Consider the following 19,500-nt stretch of genomic DNA (forward strand, 5'->3'; position numbering starts at 1 on the left):
GATTTAGCTACTATCACTCCACAATGAGTGGTAGTTGCCATAACTCCGAGCTCTGCAAGCTAAGTTCAGTAGTTAGATGGATAAGCGTGCAAAGCCAGTGACATATTGTCACAAGGGCATAATTGGAAATGATTCTGCCTCCCGTGTTTGGAAAGGTGTTCCGTGGCGCAACAATTCGAAGATAGATTCCATCGCAAGTTTTATTACTTGCGCTTGTCTGTTACAGATGTCTGTAACTTTAAATGTACATATTGTTTACCTGATGGTTACAAACCGTCGGGTAAGAAAAACTCGTCCTTCTTAAACCTCCCTGAGATCAAACGTGTTGTACGTGCGTTTGCCGATTGTGGTACGTCGAAAGTTCGCATTACCGGTGGTGAACCAAGCTTGCGTAAAGACTTTACCGATATTATCCATACTGTCGCGCAAACTGATGGCATAAAAAAAGTCGCAACGACAACCAACGGCTACCGTATGGAAAAGCAGGTTGCCGACTGGAAAGAGGCTGGCCTGACTCATATCAATGTTAGTGTCGATAGCCTAGATCCTCGCATGTTTTATCAAATCACAGGCGAGAACAAGTTTAGCCAAGTGATGGCAGGTATCGACCGCGCGTTTGAAGTCGGTTATGAGCAAGTCAAAGTGAATGTGGTATTGATGAAAGACCTCAATCACAGCGAGCTCCCCGCTTTCCTTAATTGGATTAAAGACAGACCCATCCAGCTCCGCTTCATTGAATTAATGCAAACTGGCGAAATGGATGATCTGTTCCACCGTCATCATGTATCTGGTGTAGCGATTCGAAACCAACTGATTGCCAATGGTTGGTTACTCAAAGTTAGAGCCGCAAATGATGGCCCTGCACAGGTGTTCGTTCACCCAGACTACAAAGGTGAGATTGGCCTTATCATGCCGTACGAAAAAGACTTCTGCGAAAGCTGTAATCGTCTTCGTGTCTCGGCAACAGGTAAATTGCACTTATGCTTGTTTGGCGATCATGGTGTCGAGCTAAGAGACTTGCTTGAAGATGATACGCAAGAAGCTGCGTTGATCGCTCGTATTCAAGATCAGTTACAAACTAAGTCGGTGAGTCATTTCCTTCATGACGGTAACTCGGGCATGACGCCACATCTCGCTTCCATCGGCGGTTAGCACAAACCAAACCATTCAGCGGCTGAGTTTGTGACTCGGCCTGCACAGTAATAATTAGATTAAAAGTAGGTGAACAAATGGGTCACGCAGAAAGCAAATTCCAACCAGCGAACATCGCAGTATTAACCGTTTCTGACACTCGTACAGAAGAAAATGACACATCAGGTGGCTACTTAGCTGAGCAAGCGAAAGAAGCGGGCCACAATGTTGTTGATAAGCAGATCGTGATTGATGACATGTACAAAATTCGTGCAATTGTTTCTCAGTGGATTGCTGATGAAAATGTACAGGCTGTGATGATCACTGGTGGTACGGGCTTTACGTCTCGTGACAGCACGCCAGAAGCCCTGATTCCACTATTTGATAAGCAAGTAGAAGGTTTTGGTGAGCTATTCCGTATGGTTTCTTACGAAGAGATCGGTACATCGACGATTCAATCTCGTGCAATCGCTGGTTTCGCTAACCACACTGTTATCTTTGCTATGCCTGGTTCAACAGGTGCGTGTCGCACTGGTTGGACTAAGATCATCAAGCAGCAAATGGATGCGAGCCATCGTCCTTGTAACTTCATGCCACACCTATCGGTATAGCTAGGAGTGGGACTACAATGAGCCAATTTACTCATATCAATGCCTCTGGTGAAGCGAACATGGTGGATGTGTCTGCAAAAGCAGAGACAGTCCGTGAAGCGCGCGCTGAAGCGTTTGTACATATGGCGCCAGAAACGCTAGAGCTTATCGTCTCTGGTTCACACCATAAAGGCGATGTATTTGCGACGGCCCGTATTGCAGGTATTCAAGCGGCGAAAAAAACATGGGATTTGATCCCTTTATGTCACCCACTTCTATTGTCTAAAGTCGAAGTTCAACTTGAGGCAATCGAAGCGGAAAATAAAGTACGTATTGAGTCAGTTTGTAAGTTAGCTGGTAAAACAGGTGTTGAAATGGAAGCGCTGACTGCAGCTTCTGTTGCAGCTCTTACTATCTACGACATGTGTAAAGCGGTGCAAAAGGATATGGTGATTAGCCAAGTTCGTTTGCTAGAAAAGACCGGTGGTAAATCTGGTCACTTTAAGGCGGAATAATGATTAAAGTCCTTTTCTTTGCTCAAACTCGTGAGTTAGTCGGTACTGATAGCGTGGAGCTAGAAGCTCAGTTCGAGACTGTTGAAGCGGTACGTGCTCATCTAGCAGTGCAACAGGGTAAATGGGAGCTGGCGCTTGAGCAAGGCAAATTGCTCTGTGCCGTAAACCAATCGATTGTTCCACTGGATACTCAGATCACTGATGGCGATGAAATTGCGTTCTTCCCACCAGTAACGGGAGGTTAACATGGACTCTCGAGTATCGGTTCAATACGAAGATTTTTCACTTGCACAAGAGTATGACCAGCTAGCACAGGGAACGTCAGCGGGGGCTGTGGTAACTTTTGTTGGTAAAGTTCGCGACATGAACCTAGGTGATGATGTTACGGGGTTGTCACTTGAGCATTATCCAGGAATGACTGAAAAGTCACTGCTGGAGATTTGTGACCAAGCCGAAAGTCGATGGCCACTTCTTAATATTCGAGTTATTCACCGTGTGGGCGATTTGGATATTGGCGACCAAATAGTGTTTGTTGGTGTATCAAGCGCACACCGAGGTGCCGCTTTTGAAGCATGTGAGTTCGTGATGGACTACCTAAAGACCAAAGCGCCGTTCTGGAAGAAAGAGCGGACGACAGAGTCGACACGCTGGGTAGAATCGAGAGAGTCAGATGCCACCGCCGCACAGCGCTGGGAAAAATGATTGAAGGTCAGCTACATAGCTGACCTTTTTATTACATGTATTGTGCCGCGTTGAGAGTTTTTTGCCCGGAAAAGAGCGTTGTCGGCGATGCCAACGAATTTTTCTACTGTCATAATTTCAGGGATATGTTCACAGTGCTCGATGCCTATGGTGACGGACAGTATGTCTGATACTTTTGAGCTTTCGTTAGGTATGGCCAACTTTTGAATCTCTCGTTGCAGTTGCTCGGCACGCTCAATGCAATCTGATTCTCTGAGCCCAGTCACGAAGACTAAAAACTCATCGCCACCGTAGCGAAAACACAGCTCTCCTTTCGTTCCCCACTTCAACATCGCGGCGCTGATCGAGCGTAACACTTCATCGCCTTTTAAATGGCCGTACTGGTCGTTGTAGCCCTTAAAGCTATCAATATCGATCATCAGTAAGGTCGCGCTAGTTTGCTTGAGTTTGGCTAATTCCAAAGCATCGGGGAGCAGGGCATCAAGAGCGTAGCGGTTATAAACTTGGGTAAGATGGTCGACATAAGTTAACTTTTCTAGTTCTAGTTGCTGCTTAGCTAGAGTGTCTAGAGCGCGTTTGTACTCGGAAATGTTACGTACTGTCCAAATGACACAGTCCAAGCCGGGAAGGGGAATGATCAGTGCGCTGAAAGATTGCACTTCCGTTGGGCCTTCAATACCGTCAAAACAGGAGAGCGATTTAGGGTCCAAATCGTATTCTAGCTCTGTGGGTGTACCGGATTCGATGGTGTCGACAATCACTTGACTAAACCATATCGCTTTATCGGCTGGAAGCACCTCGTATTGGGTGAGGCCAACAATTGCTGAAGGGTTGTGATGACGTTTGGTATCTGTGCCTCCCCATGCTTCGATATACACGCCGGCTTTATTGATTAAAAACGTCGGCTCAGGGAGTGATTCAAAAATCACGTGCATCATATCTGGGTTATCGGCGAGCGCAGCAGAAAATGTCGATTTCACTTCAAATTTCCCTCTACGTTTTCCAATTCCTTATATAAAGATATAGCGTAGCTTTAGGCGAAAATCTTGTGCGAATTGGCAAAAATATCAACAACGATAAGGGCTAGGTTGCGTCGACGAAGAGTTAGCAAATTCGCAGAGATTACTGTATTGCCTCTACTCATTTTTTACTGAGGTGTAGTGTGACGGCGTTAAAACAAATACAAAATAGCCCAACTGGTGCGGAGGTTGCGACTGCTTGTCAGGGTCGGTGATATAAGGCTTTTCTAATTAATCGGTATTGCCTATCAATAAAATTGCTCAATTCCATTTAGTAAAATCAAGAAATTAGACAACAATTATCTTATAGGCAGCGTAACGTTGCGGGTTAAGGAGAACAGTATGGAATCATTAAAAGTAAAAGACTACATGACGCTGCAGGCGATCACTTTTAAGCCTGAAATGTCACTCAGCGCCGCACTTGAGAAGGTGATGAAATCTGATCACTTAGGCGGTCCGGTAATCAACGAAAAAGAAGAAGTGATAGGGTTCCTTTCTGAGCAAGACTTATTGGATAAGCTGGTTAAAGTGAGCTATTTCTGTCAAGACACGCATATCGTGAGTGACTGTATGCATGGTGAAGTGCTGTCAGTCTCGCCTGATACCACCATTATTGAGATGGCGGACAAAATGCAGGTCGGTAAGCCAAAAGTGTATCCGGTGATAGATAATGGCAAGCTGGTGGGGATTATTACACGTCGTGACGTACTCCGAGCGATCGGTAAGAGTATTGATGATTGCTTTAAGCACCCAGTATGATAATTTGTAACAAAATATAAAAGGCGCGTTCAGCGCCTTTTGTCGTTTACGCGCTCAGCGCAGATCTTATCGTTGCCATCATTGGAGAACTCTATGTCCGATCAAAACGCCAAATTTGTTGAAGGCTCAACCATGCGACACATCCTTGTGATGTCAGGAACGGGCTCAATAGGTTTGATGGCGCTATTTGTGGTCGACCTACTGGATATGTTGTTCATCAGTATGCTTGGGCAAGTTGAACTCGCGGCCGCCGTGGGCTTTGCGGGCACGTTGGTATTCTTTTCTACGTCTATCTCGATTGGTACGTCGATCGCAATGGGGGCATTGGTTTCAAAGGCGATAGGGGCCAAACAGCGAGAACACGCTAGGCAGCTCAGTGCCAGCATTATGGTAACGGCATTTGCTATCAGTAGCGTGGTGAGTGCGACTATGTTTGTTTACATTCCCGAACTACTGCAAAGCATCGGAGCGCAAGGTTATGCTGCTGAAAGGGCCGAAGCGTATTTAAGAATCCTGCTACCAAGTAGCCCGGTGATTGCACTTGCTATGGCTGCAGGAGCGGGGCTTCGAGCCGCAGGAGATGCAAAACGTTCGATGTGGGCAACCTTATCTGGTGGGATTGTTAATGCGGTTCTTGATCCACTGTTTATCTTTGGCTTTGGCTGGAATGTTGAAGGCGCAGCGTTAGCTTCTGTTGTAGCCCGATTTACGGTGCTGTATTTCTCAATCGCACCTTTGATTCGTTTTCATCAGTTGGTGGCTATCCCTTCATTCATCAATTGGCGCCGTAATTTGAAAGTGATTTTGGCGATTGCAGTACCTGCCATCATTACCAATATTGCTACTCCGATTGGGAATGCGATTGTCACTTCCTCCATCGCGCAATTTGGTGAAGATTTTGTCGCAGGCTATGCCGTCATCGGTCGCCTTATTCCGGTATGTTTTGCGGTGATCTTTGCTTTGTCTGGTGCTGTAGGGCCAATTATTGGCCAGAACTTTGGGGCTGAGCGTTTTGATAGAGTCAAAGAAACGCTGAACAACTCTTTGATTGTCACCACTGTGTATACCATTGCGGTGTGTCTCATCCTTTATTTGGTCCAAGATTTAATCATTCTAGGCTTCAGTTTACAGGGTGATGCACGTGTGATTGTGTCTGCGTTTTGTACTTATGTTGCTGTTAGCTTCATTTTCAACGGTACTTTGTTCGTCGCCAATACGTCTTTTAACAACTTAGGGAAACCGCTCTATTCAACTGCGCTTAACCTTGGCAAAGCGACAATCGGTACTTTGCCATTTGTGTATTTAGGTGCCCAGTGGTACGGCGCATTAGGTGTACTTTATGGTCAGGCTGTCGGCACTATAGTATTTGGTTTGATCGCGATGCTAGTCCTTAATAAACATATCGCTGACGTGATGAAAGGGCAGGAACCAGAACCTGTTGAAGATGATCCTTCGATTACCTGCGTCAACACCCAACCTTTTTGTTCTCACGATGCTGTGTTGATTGATGAAGTGGCCGCGAATGCAGATAAACTGGATAAATAATTGTAATTGATGCTTGACCTTGGAGTAGGCTCCAAGGTTTAAGCTAAAGGTGTACATGAAGAATGGAGAAAGAAATATGTGCACTAAACATGACGCGTGTCGCTCAGACAAAACCGCGATGACACCCCATCAATCTGGTTCATGCGCGAGTCCAAAAATCAATTCGATTCAAATGGCTGGTGTTGTAACCGCAGAACCTGGCTGCTGTGCTTCTGATTCTTGCTCTAGTGGTACCGATCCCGCCGATGAGGAAAGTGACTCCGGTCTCGCCACTGGACTTAAATCAAATCAACCTCAACTGACTCAGAGCTGGAAAATTGGCGGAATGGACTGCCCGGCTTGTGCTCGAAAAATAGAAACAGCAGTGGGTAAAGTTGAAGGTATATTAGAGGCCAAAGTACTGTTTGCCACAGAAAAGCTGGTGGTTAAATTTAATGACACCTCTGTCGCCGAACAAGTAGAACAAACGATCACTGCCACAGGCTTTACTTTCCACAGTGGCCCATCAAACTCTAAAGCCCCGCAGCCGACAGGCTGGAAAGTGACGATTCAACAGAATGCCCAGATTATCACAATAGCCAGTGCAATGGCTGTGGGTGCGATGATCAAACCCATATTCCCAATAGCCAGTGAATGGATCTTTATTCTTACCTGTTTGGCTGGTTTATATCCGATTGGTAAAAAAGCCATCCAGCTTGCTAAGTCGGGTACACCTTTCGCTATCGAAACTTTAATGAGTGTTGCTGCTCTCGGAGCCCTTTATTTAGGGGAGACGATCGAAGCTGCAATGGTTCTGTTGTTATTTCTCATTGGTGAGCGACTTGAAGCATTCGCCGCCTCACGTGCTCGCAGTGGCGTTCAAGCCTTAATGGCGTTAGTGCCAGAGACAGCGACAAAGATCATCAATGGAGAGCGCGTTGAAGTGTCGGCGAGTGAGCTAAATCCTGGTGATGTGATTGAAGTATCTCCAGGTGCTCGTTTACCTGCAGATGGCAAGCTGCATGATGATGTTGCGAGCTTTGATGAAAGCGCATTGACTGGCGAATCACTGCCAGTAGAGCGATACAAGGGCGAGTCTGTGATGGCTGGCGCTGTTGTTGCTGATCGAGTGGTCCGTTTTACTATCACTTCTAAACAAGGTGAAAATGCAATCGATCGCATTTTACACCTGATTGAAGAAGCCGAATCACGCAAAGCGCCACTTGAACGATTCTTAGATAAGTTTAGCCGTTGGTATACGCCGCTTATGATGGTGGTTGCGTTAGCAGTCATAATCGTGCCACCAACGTTATTTGCTCAGCCATGGGAAACATGGGTGTATCGTGGATTAGCGCTTCTTCTGATTGCTTGTCCGTGTGCGTTGGTGATATCAACCCCAGCTGCGATTACCTCTGGATTGGCCGCTGCCGCGCGTCGAGGAGCCTTGATCAAAGGGGGCGCTGCGTTAGAACAACTTGGTCGAGTAGAAACTGTCGCATTCGATAAAACCGGCACATTGACCAAAGGTAAGCCTGAAGTCACCAATGTCATAGCACTAAACGGTTGGGATGAGGAACGTTTACTGACCGTGGTCGGTGCGGTCGAAGTGGGGTCGAGTCACCCGCTCGCGGTATCTCTGGTAAGAAAAACAGAGCAATTAGGCCTGACGCTTCCTGAAGCAAACAACAAACAAGCTTTAGTCGGCAGTGGTGTAATAGGCGAAGTTGATGGTGACACGTACTTGGTTAGTGCTCCTAGTAAACTTGAACTGGTTCTTCCAGCGCAAATCTCAGAGCAAATTCAACAGCTAGAAGATCATGGTAAAACCGTTGTGGTGGCAGTTCGAGGTAGCAAAGAAGTCATTGGTGTCATCGCATGGCAGGACACGCTTCGTGAAGACGCTAGGCAAGCGGTTGAGGCTTTAAACGCTTTGGGCGTTAACTCGATTATGCTGACGGGGGATAACCCGCGCAGCGCTGCTGCAATCAGTAGTCAAATTAATATCGACTTCAAAGCAAGCCTGTTGCCAAAAGACAAAGTGACGTACGTAGAGCAGCTATCTCAAAGTGCGAATGTGGCGATGGTCGGTGATGGCATCAACGACGCTCCAGCGATGAAAGCAGCGAGTATCGGTATTGCGATGGGAGGGGGAACGGATGTCGCGTTGGAAACCGCTGACTCTGCGATCACCCACAATCGTTTGGTTGAACTGGCGGGTATGATTGAGTTATCTCGCGCAACACTGAGTAATATCCGTCAAAACATCATTTTGGCTTTGGGGCTCAAGGGAGTGTTTCTAGTAACGAGCCTACTGGGTATAACCGGGCTGTGGGTAGCAGTGCTAGCCGATAGTGGGGCGACTGCGATAGTGACGCTAAATGCACTTCGTCTACTGAAATTTAAATCTAAACAAGATGGAATAGCGGGATAGAGTATCTCCACTAACTGCTGATCTTCTTCAAACGCCTTGTTGATCGATACTGAGAAGTAATCTGATGACAAGGCGTTTTTTTATGCAACTATGGCTATCACTCGACAGTAAAGTGTGATCTAAACCGTTTTTATTTGTAATTTATAATTCTATTGCGATCTTTATTGTGACATTGAGCACTCTTTGTCGTGGGTGAGTTGGTTAAAGTATTCCTGTACCCAATACATTGATAGAGCGAAAAATGAACCCAGAGTGTTCGATTTATTTCGCCATGAAAGGAGCCCCCTATGTCTCAAGCTGTATTCCACCTTGGTGTTACTGAAGCCGATCTAGCAGGCGCGACTCTAGCGATCATCCCTGGTGATCCTGCACGCGTACAAAAAATTGCAGAAGAAATGGAAAACCCAGTTTTCTTAGCAAGTCACCGTGAATACACACTTTACCGTGCTGAGCTGGATGGCAAGCCAGTGGTTGTTTGTTCAACAGGTATTGGTGGCCCTTCTACATCTATCGCAGTTGAAGAACTTGCGCAGCTAGGTGTTCGCACTTTCCTACGTGTAGGTACAACTGGTGCAATTCAACCACATGTGAATGTCGGCGATATGATTGTATCAACTGGTTCAGTTCGTTTAGATGGCGCGAGCCTTCACTTTGCTCCAATGGAGTTTCCTGCAGTAGCCGACTTTGAAGTAGCAACAGCAATGAAAGCAGCCGTTGAGGAATCCGGCGCTACCGTTCATATGGGCGTGACTGCTTCAAGTGATACTTTCTACCCTGGTCAAGAACGTTACGATACGTTCTCTGGTCGCGTGGTTAAGCGTTTCCAAGGATCGATGCAAGAATGGCAAGATATGGGCGTACTGAACTTCGAAATGGAATCAGCGACGCTATTGACCATGTGTGCAAGCTCTGGCCTGAAAGCGGGCTGTGTAGCTGGTGTTATTATCAACCGTACACAGAAAGAGATCCCAGATCACTCTACATTGAAAGAGACAGAAGCTCGCTCTATTAAAGTAGTAGTAGAAGCTGCACGTAAAATGCTTTAAGGACTCAGCAGAGTCATAAGCACTTTAAGATGAAGAAAAACCTCAATTGGGTAGCCCAGTTGAGGTTTTTTGTCTTTAGTGAGATAAGTAAGAGTTAGATGAGTAAGCGCTTATGCGACAAACTCTTCTGAATCAGGGCGATGTGTGAATTGTACGCCGCATAAGAAATCGCATAGCAATTGATCTTCACACGCTTTGTAATTTTTGTTGTTTGGCTTACGAAAGTAAGCACCGATTTCATATTTACTCAGGCTAATACCAACCACTTCTAGTACATCCAATACATCTTCTGCTTTCATATTCAGCGCAATACGTAGCTTCATGAAAATCATGTTGTTTGTCAGTGTTTGCTCTGGTTTTGGTTGCTCGCCTTCTTTCTTACCGCGCTTTAAGTTAATGAAACCATTAAGAAATAGAGCAAGCTCTTTGTCTTTCATCTTAGTCATTGACTTATCTGAGTCTGCCTTTAACCAGTCGTTAACTTGATTAGGTGCTACCTTGGTATCTACCTGCTCAAAAGCTTTCATTATTTGAGTGTTTTTTAAATTAAGTGAATGCTGGATACGGCGTAAGATTTCGTTATTAGTCACAAGATTCTCTTTGTGGTAAGTCGTCGCTGACGAGATATAGTAGCGCGTGACTTTAACAGAGTTACCTATCTAGTGATAGAAGTAAAAGGGCACATACCGTGCCCTATAACGACGGAGTTACGAATAGGCGATGGAAGGAAGCGGAAGGTATAGACTTTCTGACATTTCAGAGATCATTTGGTCATAAACATGAGAGATTGTTGCTGAAATGTCACTAGTCACGTCATACATCTCTTGGGTACTAAGCGGCAGACTCATCGCTGAAGAAACCTCGGTGAGCTGACGAATCGAATCGACACTTGCAGGTGAAGCCACTGATAAAGGGCTGATTATCGACAGTTGATTGAGCTTGCGTCTTGTTTTGTCGCAGTAATGTTTAAGTCGCATAAACCCTTCAGGGGTGTCACTATCCGGAATGGAGAGGCGTAACTGGGTTAACACTTCCATACTATCCAGTACCTGCTGCCAGTTTAGATGGTACTCATCGCTTAGGTCGTCTCGTTCAGAGTCAACTAGCCAGGCCAAAGCGATTTCGTCCATCAAGAACATTGAGTGACGAATAGTCTTACCGTGAATGATTTGGTTGCGAGAAACAGAGCGGGTATGCCAGTCGTCATGCATTGCTTTTAGTTTCAGCTGATAGATTCGATACATGGGTTTATTGTCAAAGGGTACCGTAGCGATGAGGCTATTCGAGCACTCGATCATCTTGGCATACAGTGAATTAGTATCGCGCAGACACTGATCGGTTACTTCGGAACTGAGTGCTTTATGACTGACCTTACGATGGTCACGACATAATTGAAGTAGTGTGCGTAACTGAACTAGCGTGTCGAACTTACGTTTTAGTATGACTTGGCGCTTTTTCGAGTGATGAAATAGCAGCGCTAAGATGACGCATGAACAAAGTAATGAAAATAGTACAAACATAGCCAACTCCTTTATATGCTTTACCTATAAAGTGGTAGGCATGTTTAGTGCCACTGATAGATTTCCTTATATTTCAATGTCTTGGTTTCTATGTGCTGAGTGGGTTGTCCCTATTTGGTGCATTTATTTCCCAAAGTAGTGAAACTTAAGTGATAAAAAACCCCGCGATCAAAGCGGGGTTTCGTCTTTTGGTTAACCTAGGCTTACATGACACGCATGCCAGGCTGTGCACCTTCGTGCGGCTCAAGAATCCACAGGTCGCTGCCTCCTGGGCCAGCAGCTAGGATCATGCCTTCAGACATACCAAATTTCATCTTACGAGGTTTAAGGTTTGCTACCATTACTGTTAGCTTACCTTCTAGCTCTTCAGGTTTGTACGCTGACTTAATGCCAGAGAATACCTGACGAGTTTCACCGCCGATGTCTAGTTGGAACTTAAGCAGTTTGTTTGCTTTTGGCACTTCTTCACAAGAGATGATACGAGCAATACGCATATCAACAGCTGCGAAAGCGTCAAATTCAATCTCTTCTGCGATTGGATCTTTGTCTAGCTCAGTTTGGCTTGCTTTGTTCTTTTCCGCTTCTGCTTTTTCTTTCGCTGCTACTTCTGCTGCTGCGTCTTCTTTAGAAGCTTCAACCATCGCTTCAACCTTCTTAGGATCGATACGGTTGAATAGCGCTTTGAACTTAGTGATCTCATGATCAGTTAGCGGTGCTGCGATGCCTTCCCAAGTTAGCTCTTCGTTTAGGAATGCTTCAGTACGTGCAGCAAGCTCTGGCATTACCGGTTTCAGGTAAGTCATCAGAACGCGGAATAGGTTGATACCAACAGAACAGATGTCTTGTAGCTCTTGGTCTTTACCTTCTTCTTTCGCAACAACCCACGGTGCTTTCTCATCAACGTATTGGTTTGCTTTGTCTGCCAGTGCTGTGATTTCACGGATTGCACGGCCAAATTCACGCGTTTCAAATAGCTCTGCGATACGGTCGGCTGCCGCAACGAATTCGTTGTATAGCTCAGGTTCAGCGAAGTTAGCAGATAGTTTGCCTTCGAAACGCTTGCTGATAAAGCCTGCGTTACGAGACGCTAGGTTAACAATCTTGTTTACTACGTCTGCGTTAACACGCTGAGTGAAGTCTTCAAGGTTAAGGTCTAGATCATCGATACGGCTGTTTAGCTTAGCGGCGTAGTAGTAACGTAGACACTCAGGGTCTAGGTGATCTAAATAAGTCGCAGCTTTAATGAATGTGCCTTTCGACTTAGACATCTTGGCGCCGTTTACCGTTACGTAGCCATGTACGAATACGTTGTTTGGTTTACGGAAACCACTGCCTTCCAGCATTGCTGGCCAGAATAGAGAGTGGAAGTAAACAATATCTTTACCAATGAAGTGGTAAAGCTCAGTGGTACTGTCTTTCTTCCAGTATTCGTCGAAGTCTAGGTCATCACGCTTATCACATAGGTTTTTGAATGAGCCCATGTAGCCGATAGGTGCATCTAGCCATACGTAGAAGAACTTGTCTTTTTCACCTGGGATTTCAAAGCCGAAGTAAGGCGCATCACGAGAGATGTCCCACTGCTGAAGGCCAGACTCAAACCACTCTTGCATCTTGTTCGCTGTTTCAGCTTGAAGAGAGCCAGAGCGAGTCCACTCTTGTAGCATGCTTTCGAACTGAGGTAGGTCGAAGAAGAAGTGCTCAGAGTCTTTCATGATTGGTGTTGCACCAGAAACCGCTGACTTTGGATTGATCAGTTCAGTCGGGCTGTACGTTTCACCACAGTTGTCACAGTTATCACCGTATTGGTCTTCTGACTTACACTTAGGACAAGTACCTTTTACGAAACGATCCGGTAGGAACATCTCTTTTTCAGGGTCAAATAGCTGAGAGATAGTACGACTAGAAATGAAGCCGTTTTTCTTAAGCTCTAGGTAGATGTGTGAAGCCAGCTCACGGTTCTCTTCCGAGTGTGTGCTGTGGTAGTTATCAAAGCTAATATCGAAGCCAGCGAAGTCTTTTTGGTGCTCTTCACTTACTGCAGCGATCATCTCTTCTGGCGTAATACCCATCTGTTGTGCTTTTAGCATGATTGGTGTGCCGTGAGCATCGTCAGCACAGATGAAGTTTACAGTGTTGCCACGTAGGCGTTGGTAGCGAACCCAGATGTCAGCTTGAATGTGCTCAAGCATGTGACCTAGGTGAATCGAACCGTTAGCGTACGGGAGGGCACAAGTTACCAGTAATTTGCGTGGATCGTTTGCCATACTTAATATTCGCTTCTTAAGGTGTATGAAAAAATAGAGAGTAATACTACCTCATCAGGCTAGTGACTCCAAGGTGTGAGCTAGGGTCTGATGACCTTTTGAGCTGATTTTTGCAGCAATTTGTGGGTTCTTTATACAAGGCAGAGGCTTTGATATGTAGATGCCCTACCTGAGAAGCCGATAACGCAGTAGAAAGGAGCCACAAATGCTGCCCATAGGGTTCGGCTAAAAGCGTTTTACTCTTTGTTGATAGGTATTTTGCTTAGAATGCTAGGCGACAAACCTCTCGCCGCGATTAAAACGCTTTTATCTCGAACAAAATTTAACCGCAAAAGGTCATCAGACCCTATGTATCCCCCTAGTTTTTTCAGGGTTCAGTCTAGGCTGGTGGAGTGTTACGATTAGATGCATAAGGAGGACCTATGCGTCAGTTCACTTCAAAGCAAGATTTCTGTGATTGGTTGAACGAGTTTTCACACCCTAACCTCATTGAAGGTTGGGCGAATCAGCCATCTATCGTTACGGTTTCCGCAAGCGGCGTGTTTGGTATCGCACTGCCTTTTGCTGCGAAATCTTTACAAGCTACTCTTCAAGAATGGATCACGGCCCAGCATGAAAACAAGCAGGTTGCGCCATTTGATTTCGACATTAGCATTGCTCCTAAAGCCCTTGAAACCGTTGTCGCTAACTCGGTTAATGGCGTTAAAAACATCATTGCAGTGACGTCTGCAAAAGGCGGTGTAGGGAAATCAACCACAGCCGTTAACCTAGCTCTGGCGATTTCTCAATCCGGCGCCAAAGTGGGATTGTTGGATGCGGACATTTATGGTCCGTCTGTACCTATGATGATGGGCGAAGTGGATGCCAAGCCAGAAGTTCGTGACAACAAATGGATGCAGCCAATTACCTCTCACGGTATTCACACCCATTCAATTGGCTATTTAGTGTCTAAAGACGAAGCAGCGATTTGGCGTGGACCTATGGCATCTAAGGCGCTTGCTCAACTGTTGAACGAAACCGAGTGGCCTGAACTGGATTACTTGGTGATTGATATGCCGCCGGGGACGGGTGATATTCAGCTGACCTTGTCTCAACAAATCCCAGTGACGGGCGCTCTCATTGTCACAACGCCACAAGATCTTGCTTTGGCTGATGCTCGCAAAGGCGCTGCGATGTTTGAGAAAGTCGATGTCCCTGTGATTGGTATGGTCGAAAACATGAGCTATCACATCTGCAGTCATTGTGGTGAAAAAGAGCATATCTTTGGGGCAGGAGGCGCGGAGAAGCTGGCTGGTGAATACGGTTTAGCGCTATTAGCGCAAGTGCCATTGCACATTTCTATGCGCGAAGATATCGATAAAGGTACGCCGACTGTGGCCGCGAGGCCGGATAGTGAGCACTCCCAAACTTACCTAAAGCTTGCAGAAACCGTGTGTAGTCGAATGTACTGGCATGGAAAAGCGAAGCCTGAAGCGATCAGCTTCACGATGGTGGAGTAGTCTTTTCGTCCAGTAACTGCACTTGGTGGCAGTGCAAAAACGTATAATTTGAAGTAAAAGCAGAGCCATGTATTCGAGGTAATCGATTGCATGGCTTTTTGTTATTCTATTTACGTAAAACCTGACATTTAACCCTATCCGCGACTAGTATCTAACTAGTGAACTCCCTATAATCAGGCGGTTTATCTGTTTCCACCAAAACCATCATCGGGTGCAAAAAAATGTCTGATAATAATCAATGTGTCATCGTAGGTATCGCTGGCGCTTCCGCTTCTGGTAAGAGTCTAATCGCAAGTACGATTTACAACGAACTGCGTGCAAAGGTTGGCGATCACCAAATTGGTGTTATCACGGAAGATTGCTACTACAACGACCAAAGCGACCTAAGCATGGAAGAGCGTGTGAAAACAAACTATGACCACCCGAATGCGTTGGATCATGACCTGCTTTGTGAGCACCTAGAAAAGCTAATCAAAGGTGAAGCGGTAGAAGTACCGGAATACAGCTACACAGAGCACACTCGTACTGAAAACACCACGGCGATGACACCTAAGAAAGTGATCATTCTAGAAGGCATCCTTCTTCTTACTGACCCTCGCTTGCGTAAGTTAATGCATGCAACGGTATTTATGGATACGCCACTTGATATTTGTCTTCTTCGCCGTGTTAAGCGTGATGTTGAAGAACGTGGTCGTACGATGGATTCTGTGCTTAAACAGTACCAAGAGACCGTTCGCCCAATGTTTATGCAATTTATTGAGCCGTCTAAACAACATGCGGATATCATCGTTCCACGTGGTGGTAAAAACCGCATCGCAATCGATGTATTGAAAGCACACATTGCGAAGTTATTGAAAGCTTAAAAGTAATTAACGATTCAAAGCTTTATTTTTTCTATGATAAGTGGCACTTTTAGTGCCACTTTCTTTTTATTGATGCAGACGAAACGTTTGTTTATCTCTATCTTTTTAAGAGTCCGACGAATTAAGCAAGGATACTGCTGATGAAAAAACTGCTATTAGTTGTCGCCATTCCCGTCGTTGCCATTGTATTGGCTATGTTAGCCCTCGTCTTACTGGTTAACCCTAACCAATTTAAACCACTGATTGTGGAGCAAGCTAAGCAGCACACTGGGTTAGAGCTGGTTATTGAAGGTGACATAAGCTGGCAATTTTTCCCGTCTATTGGGTTTGAGCTAGGTAAAACCGAGCTGCGTAACCCTCAAGGGTTTACTAATCCCAATTTATTTAAAGTTGACTCCATTGGTATCGATGTGTCGGTCATGCCGCTATTTAGCCAACAGCTAGAAATTGGCAACGTATCGCTAAACGGTGCTGAGTTCGACTTAGAAACACTAAAAGATGGTAGCAAGAACATCGACGCTTTAACGGCATCGAATACACAACCAGAAACGAGCACTAGCGAACCTAAAGGTGCAGTAGAAGAAAGTGCAACGTCTACAAGTGAAGTTGCTACCATCGACTCAGCAGCTTCTGCCTGGACGATTAACCTTGCGGGCGTCACTGTGTCTAACGCAGTACTAGAAATCCAAGATCGACAAGCTGGTACGTACACTAAACTCTACGATGTAGCGTTTGAGCTCTCGGAGTTTGCTGCTGAGAAGTGGACCAAAGCAACGTTTGCGGCTAAAGGTGAGAACAACCAGCAGAAGTTTTCTGCCAAAGGCAGTGCCGAGTTCAAATTAGCGAAAGGTTTTTCTGAGTATGCTCTGCGTAATATTGAACTGGATGCAAGCTTTAATGACCCTGCTACGCAAATTGACTCTGCTAAGATTGGCCTTGAGACGTTTGAGTTCGATAAGGCCAATAAGATGAGCTATGCCGTTAAAGGGCAAGCAGCGGGCCTAGGTATCGACATGAATGGTTCTGGCGTCTTAACCGTCGATAAGGCTATCTCTCTGGTTAATATTGCGACGCTGACTTTGGATGCCAACTTTACAGGCGATACGCTTCCTCAGAATCCTATGAAAGTGGATATGGCGTCAGACCTAAGCTTTGATCTGACCAAGAGTCACTTAACCTTTGTTCTAGAGAAACTCACTGCCAACGCGATTGCATTAGATGGTAAAGCGGAAGTGACATTGGCAGACATCCCTAAGGTGCGTTTTGCGCTGCACAGCCCAAATATTGATTTAGATGAGTTCTTAGGGCTAAACAAAGCCAGTGAGCAGAGCGGATCTTCAGACCAAAAAGGGACGAGCACAACGAGTAGCTCAGACAAGGCAGTAAAAACGTCGCCGGCTAAACCTCAAAAAGAAGTTGAGCCAGATTTATCTGCGCTAAAAACCCTTGATGTGAAAGGCTCGGTCACCATCGATAAATTCAAAGCCAATAACGCCAGAATGCAAAACGTGAAAGCGAAGTTTTATGTGAATCGCGGTGTTGCAGAATTAACGTCTTTCAGCTCGAACCTATACCAAGGCTCAATTACAGCAAATGCGAAGTTGGATGGACGTAAAACGCCTGCGACGTACTCGGCTAAGAAGCGTATCAAGGGTGTACAGGTACAGCCACTGTTAATGGATGTTGCTAACAACGACATGTTGGAAGGTACGGGTAATATCGATGTTGATGTGAAAGGTCGCAGCCTGACGCCAACGGGTATAAAGAAAAACCTAGTGGGCACAGTGAAGATCAACTTTGAAGATGGTGCGGTGAACGGCATCAACGTTGCGCAGATGATCCGAGAAAACTACGCCAAAATAAAAGGTGAAAAAGTCGAAGGGACTAACGAACCGAAGAAAACAGACTTTAGTGCAATGAAGGCAACTTTAAAGTTAAACAAAGGCAATGTTTCGACTAATGATCTTCATATGCAGTCTCCTTTGCTACGTATTCGTGGCCAAGGAAGTGCAAACTATCTAAAAGAAACAGTCGACTTTACGGTCAGTACGTCGATAGTGGGTTCTTTGAAAGGTCAAGGTGGTAAAGACATCGATGAGTTGAAAGGAGTAACGATTCCTATCAATGTGTCTGGCAAATGGGCTGAACCTAAATTCAAACTCGTTTTTGATGACGTCTTGAAACAGAAAGCGGAAAAAGAAATTGACCGCGGCTTGGATAAGCTTGAAGAAAAGTATGGCGACAAACTAAAGCCAGAAGATAAAGATGCAGTGAAAGGTCTGCTTAAAGGGCTATTTAACTAGTTCAAGACTCTTTAAATGAAATAAAAAGGTAGGCTTTATGCCTACCTTTTTTATTTTGTATCACTAGATAAAACGCGCTGAAGAATGTTAGATGCGGTGAGAATTACCAATCGACACCTTTGAGCGCTTTTACACCCGACTCAAAGGCATGTTTTACGTTCTTCACTTCAGACACTGTATCGGCCATTTCTATTAACGAGCGATGCGCACCGCGGCCTGTGATGATCACCGACTGCATTTTTGGGCGATTTGCCAACGCTTCGACCACTTCATCAAGCTCTACGTAGCCATAACTAACCATGTAGGTGAGCTCATCGAATAATATGACGTCGATGGAGTCATCCGCTAGCATGCGTTTGCATTCTTGCCAAACTAACTGGGCTGCCTCGGTATCTGCTGCTTTGTTTTGTGTTTCCCAAGTAAAACCCGTTGCCATTACTTGAAATTCAACACCGAGCTTTTCTAATAGGTTTCGCTCGCCATTATCCCAAGTACCTTTGATAAATTGTGCAACGGCACATTTTTTTCCGTGTCCAACTGCGCGTGCCACAGTACCAAAGCCTGATGTAGATTTACCTTTACCGTTACCGGTGATAACTAATAGCAAGCCTTTCTCTTTCTGTGCAGCTGCGACTTTGGCATCAACTTGTTCTTTGACTTTCTGTTGGCGAGCTTTATGACGTTGTTCTTTGTTACTATCTGTGGACATCGGAAATCCTTTTTTAATCACTGACTTTATCGGTATGATAACTGAAGTTGTGAATAGCAAAAACCTACGACTTTTCTGGGAATTAGGTTCGGGTAAATAAAATGAAACGGATTTTGGTTGTCTGTATGGGCAATATTTGCCGCTCGCCGACAGGGGAAGCGGTGTTGAGAGCGAAGGCCGCTCAACTTGGCGTTGATGTTGAAGTGGATTCGGCTGGCACGATTGGTTATCACCAAGGTAACCCGCCAGATAGTCGTTCACGTAAGGCTGGAGAAAGACGGGGTTATTCGTTTAAAGGCATAAGTTCCCGCAAAGTGGTGATGCAAGACTTTACCGATTTTGATTTGATTTTAGCTGCAGATAAAGCCAATTTGGCCGATCTTTATGACATTTGCCCTGCGCAATACCAGCATAAGCTATCACTGTTTTTAAGCTATTCTGATGGGAAATTCGATGAAATACCTGACCCATACTATGGCGGAGACAATGGATTTGAGTTGGTACTCGATCTCATTGAAGAGGCATCGGAGCAAATATTAAGTAAGCTGTAGTTCTGAAAAAGCACTGATGTGTACTTCGTTGACACAAAAAGAAGAAGGTCATCAAGCAAATTGATGACCTTCTT

At 45.4% G+C, this 19,500-nt stretch carries 18 protein-coding genes and 1 riboswitch; of the genes, 13 read left to right on the forward strand and 5 right to left on the reverse strand.

What is annotated here, in order from left to right; translation table 11 throughout:
- Nucleotides 1–31: 31 nt before the first annotated feature.
- Nucleotides 32–174, forward strand: a riboswitch (molybdenum cofactor riboswitch).
- The 5 genes from moaA (at nucleotide 163) to moaE (ending at nucleotide 2,938) form a co-directional block, all read left to right on the forward strand.
- Nucleotides 163–1,152 carry a GTP 3',8-cyclase MoaA gene (gene moaA, locus J4N42_RS04140; RefSeq protein ID WP_252029921.1) on the forward strand — a complete coding sequence of 330 codons (990 nt, stop codon included), beginning with the start codon at nucleotides 163–165 and terminating at the stop codon, nucleotides 1,150–1,152. Its footprint overlaps the riboswitch before it by 12 nt.
- A gap of 77 nt (nucleotides 1,153–1,229) precedes the next feature.
- Nucleotides 1,230–1,742: a molybdenum cofactor biosynthesis protein B gene (gene moaB / locus J4N42_RS04145; RefSeq protein ID WP_252029923.1), complete on the forward strand. Its 513-nt coding sequence runs from the start codon at nucleotides 1,230–1,232 to the stop codon at nucleotides 1,740–1,742.
- A gap of 17 nt (nucleotides 1,743–1,759) precedes the next feature.
- A complete protein-coding gene (gene moaC, locus J4N42_RS04150) occupies nucleotides 1,760–2,236 on the forward strand; it encodes a cyclic pyranopterin monophosphate synthase MoaC (RefSeq protein ID WP_252029925.1) in 477 nt (158 codons plus the stop codon).
- A complete protein-coding gene (gene moaD, locus J4N42_RS04155) occupies nucleotides 2,236–2,481 on the forward strand; it encodes a molybdopterin synthase sulfur carrier subunit (RefSeq protein ID WP_252029927.1) in 246 nt (81 codons plus the stop codon). Before moaC ends, moaD begins: the two co-directional genes overlap by 1 nt.
- A gap of 1 nt (nucleotide 2,482) precedes the next feature.
- Nucleotides 2,483–2,938 (forward strand): molybdopterin synthase catalytic subunit MoaE, encoded by a 456-nt coding sequence (gene moaE / locus J4N42_RS04160; protein ID WP_252029929.1) that lies wholly within the window; start codon nucleotides 2,483–2,485, stop codon nucleotides 2,936–2,938.
- 11 nt (nucleotides 2,939–2,949) lie between these two features.
- On the opposite strand, the gene J4N42_RS04165 is transcribed toward moaE, so the two are convergent.
- A complete protein-coding gene (locus tag J4N42_RS04165) occupies nucleotides 2,950–3,918 on the reverse strand; it encodes a sensor domain-containing diguanylate cyclase (protein WP_252029931.1) in 969 nt (322 codons plus the stop codon).
- 381 nt (nucleotides 3,919–4,299) lie between these two features.
- Here J4N42_RS04165 and J4N42_RS04170 point away from each other — a divergent pair, with 381 nt between their 5' ends.
- The 4 genes from J4N42_RS04170 (at nucleotide 4,300) to udp (ending at nucleotide 9,717) form a co-directional block, all read left to right on the forward strand.
- Nucleotides 4,300–4,716 (forward strand): CBS domain-containing protein, encoded by a 417-nt coding sequence (locus J4N42_RS04170; RefSeq protein WP_252029933.1) that lies wholly within the window; start codon nucleotides 4,300–4,302, stop codon nucleotides 4,714–4,716.
- A gap of 93 nt (nucleotides 4,717–4,809) precedes the next feature.
- Nucleotides 4,810–6,261: an MATE family efflux transporter gene (locus J4N42_RS04175; protein ID WP_252029935.1), complete on the forward strand. Its 1,452-nt coding sequence runs from the start codon at nucleotides 4,810–4,812 to the stop codon at nucleotides 6,259–6,261.
- Between the two features lie 76 nt (nucleotides 6,262–6,337).
- Nucleotides 6,338–8,671 carry a zinc/cadmium/mercury/lead-transporting ATPase gene (locus tag J4N42_RS04180; RefSeq protein WP_252029937.1) on the forward strand — a complete coding sequence of 778 codons (2,334 nt, stop codon included), beginning with the start codon at nucleotides 6,338–6,340 and terminating at the stop codon, nucleotides 8,669–8,671.
- A 287-nt stretch (nucleotides 8,672–8,958) separates the two neighbouring features.
- Nucleotides 8,959–9,717 (forward strand): uridine phosphorylase, encoded by a 759-nt coding sequence (gene udp, locus J4N42_RS04185; RefSeq protein ID WP_008077937.1) that lies wholly within the window; start codon nucleotides 8,959–8,961, stop codon nucleotides 9,715–9,717.
- Between the two features lie 110 nt (nucleotides 9,718–9,827).
- Here the strand turns inward: udp and J4N42_RS04190 are convergent, their stop codons facing one another.
- From J4N42_RS04190 to metG, 3 genes are all read right to left on the reverse strand, one after another.
- The gene (locus tag J4N42_RS04190; RefSeq protein WP_252029939.1) at nucleotides 9,828–10,307 is read right to left on the reverse strand and encodes a YehS family protein; all 480 of its coding nucleotides are present in this window, start codon (nucleotides 10,305–10,307) and stop codon (nucleotides 9,828–9,830) included.
- Nucleotides 10,308–10,424: 117 nt separating this feature from the next.
- Complete coding sequence (locus J4N42_RS04195) at nucleotides 10,425–11,237, reverse strand: hypothetical protein (protein ID WP_252029941.1); 813 nt, start codon at nucleotides 11,235–11,237, stop codon at nucleotides 10,425–10,427.
- 203 nt (nucleotides 11,238–11,440) lie between these two features.
- Nucleotides 11,441–13,501: a methionine--tRNA ligase gene (gene metG / locus J4N42_RS04200; RefSeq protein ID WP_252029943.1), complete on the reverse strand. Its 2,061-nt coding sequence runs from the start codon at nucleotides 13,499–13,501 to the stop codon at nucleotides 11,441–11,443.
- A 422-nt stretch (nucleotides 13,502–13,923) separates the two neighbouring features.
- Between metG and apbC the strand changes: the two genes are divergently transcribed.
- The 3 genes from apbC to J4N42_RS04215 all read left to right on the forward strand — a co-directional run bounded on the left by apbC (nucleotide 13,924) and on the right by J4N42_RS04215 (nucleotide 18,166).
- Complete coding sequence (apbC, locus tag J4N42_RS04205; protein WP_252029945.1) at nucleotides 13,924–15,000, forward strand: iron-sulfur cluster carrier protein ApbC; 1,077 nt, start codon at nucleotides 13,924–13,926, stop codon at nucleotides 14,998–15,000.
- A 221-nt stretch (nucleotides 15,001–15,221) separates the two neighbouring features.
- Nucleotides 15,222–15,863 carry a uridine kinase gene (udk, locus tag J4N42_RS04210; RefSeq protein WP_252029947.1) on the forward strand — a complete coding sequence of 214 codons (642 nt, stop codon included), beginning with the start codon at nucleotides 15,222–15,224 and terminating at the stop codon, nucleotides 15,861–15,863.
- 140 nt (nucleotides 15,864–16,003) lie between these two features.
- Entirely contained in the window at nucleotides 16,004–18,166 is a 2,163-nt protein-coding gene (locus tag J4N42_RS04215) for an AsmA family protein (RefSeq protein ID WP_252029949.1), read from the forward strand.
- 103 nt (nucleotides 18,167–18,269) lie between these two features.
- On the opposite strand, the gene cobO is transcribed toward J4N42_RS04215, so the two are convergent.
- The gene (gene cobO / locus J4N42_RS04220; RefSeq protein WP_252029951.1) at nucleotides 18,270–18,875 is read right to left on the reverse strand and encodes a cob(I)yrinic acid a,c-diamide adenosyltransferase; all 606 of its coding nucleotides are present in this window, start codon (nucleotides 18,873–18,875) and stop codon (nucleotides 18,270–18,272) included.
- 101 nt (nucleotides 18,876–18,976) lie between these two features.
- Between cobO and J4N42_RS04225 the strand changes: the two genes are divergently transcribed.
- Nucleotides 18,977–19,426 (forward strand): low molecular weight protein-tyrosine-phosphatase, encoded by a 450-nt coding sequence (locus J4N42_RS04225; RefSeq protein ID WP_252029953.1) that lies wholly within the window; start codon nucleotides 18,977–18,979, stop codon nucleotides 19,424–19,426.
- Nucleotides 19,427–19,500 lie beyond the last annotated feature (74 nt).

The sequence above is a fragment of the Vibrio sp. SCSIO 43135 genome (genome assembly GCF_023716665.1).
Taxonomy (GTDB): domain Bacteria; phylum Pseudomonadota; class Gammaproteobacteria; order Enterobacterales; family Vibrionaceae; genus Vibrio; species Vibrio paucivorans.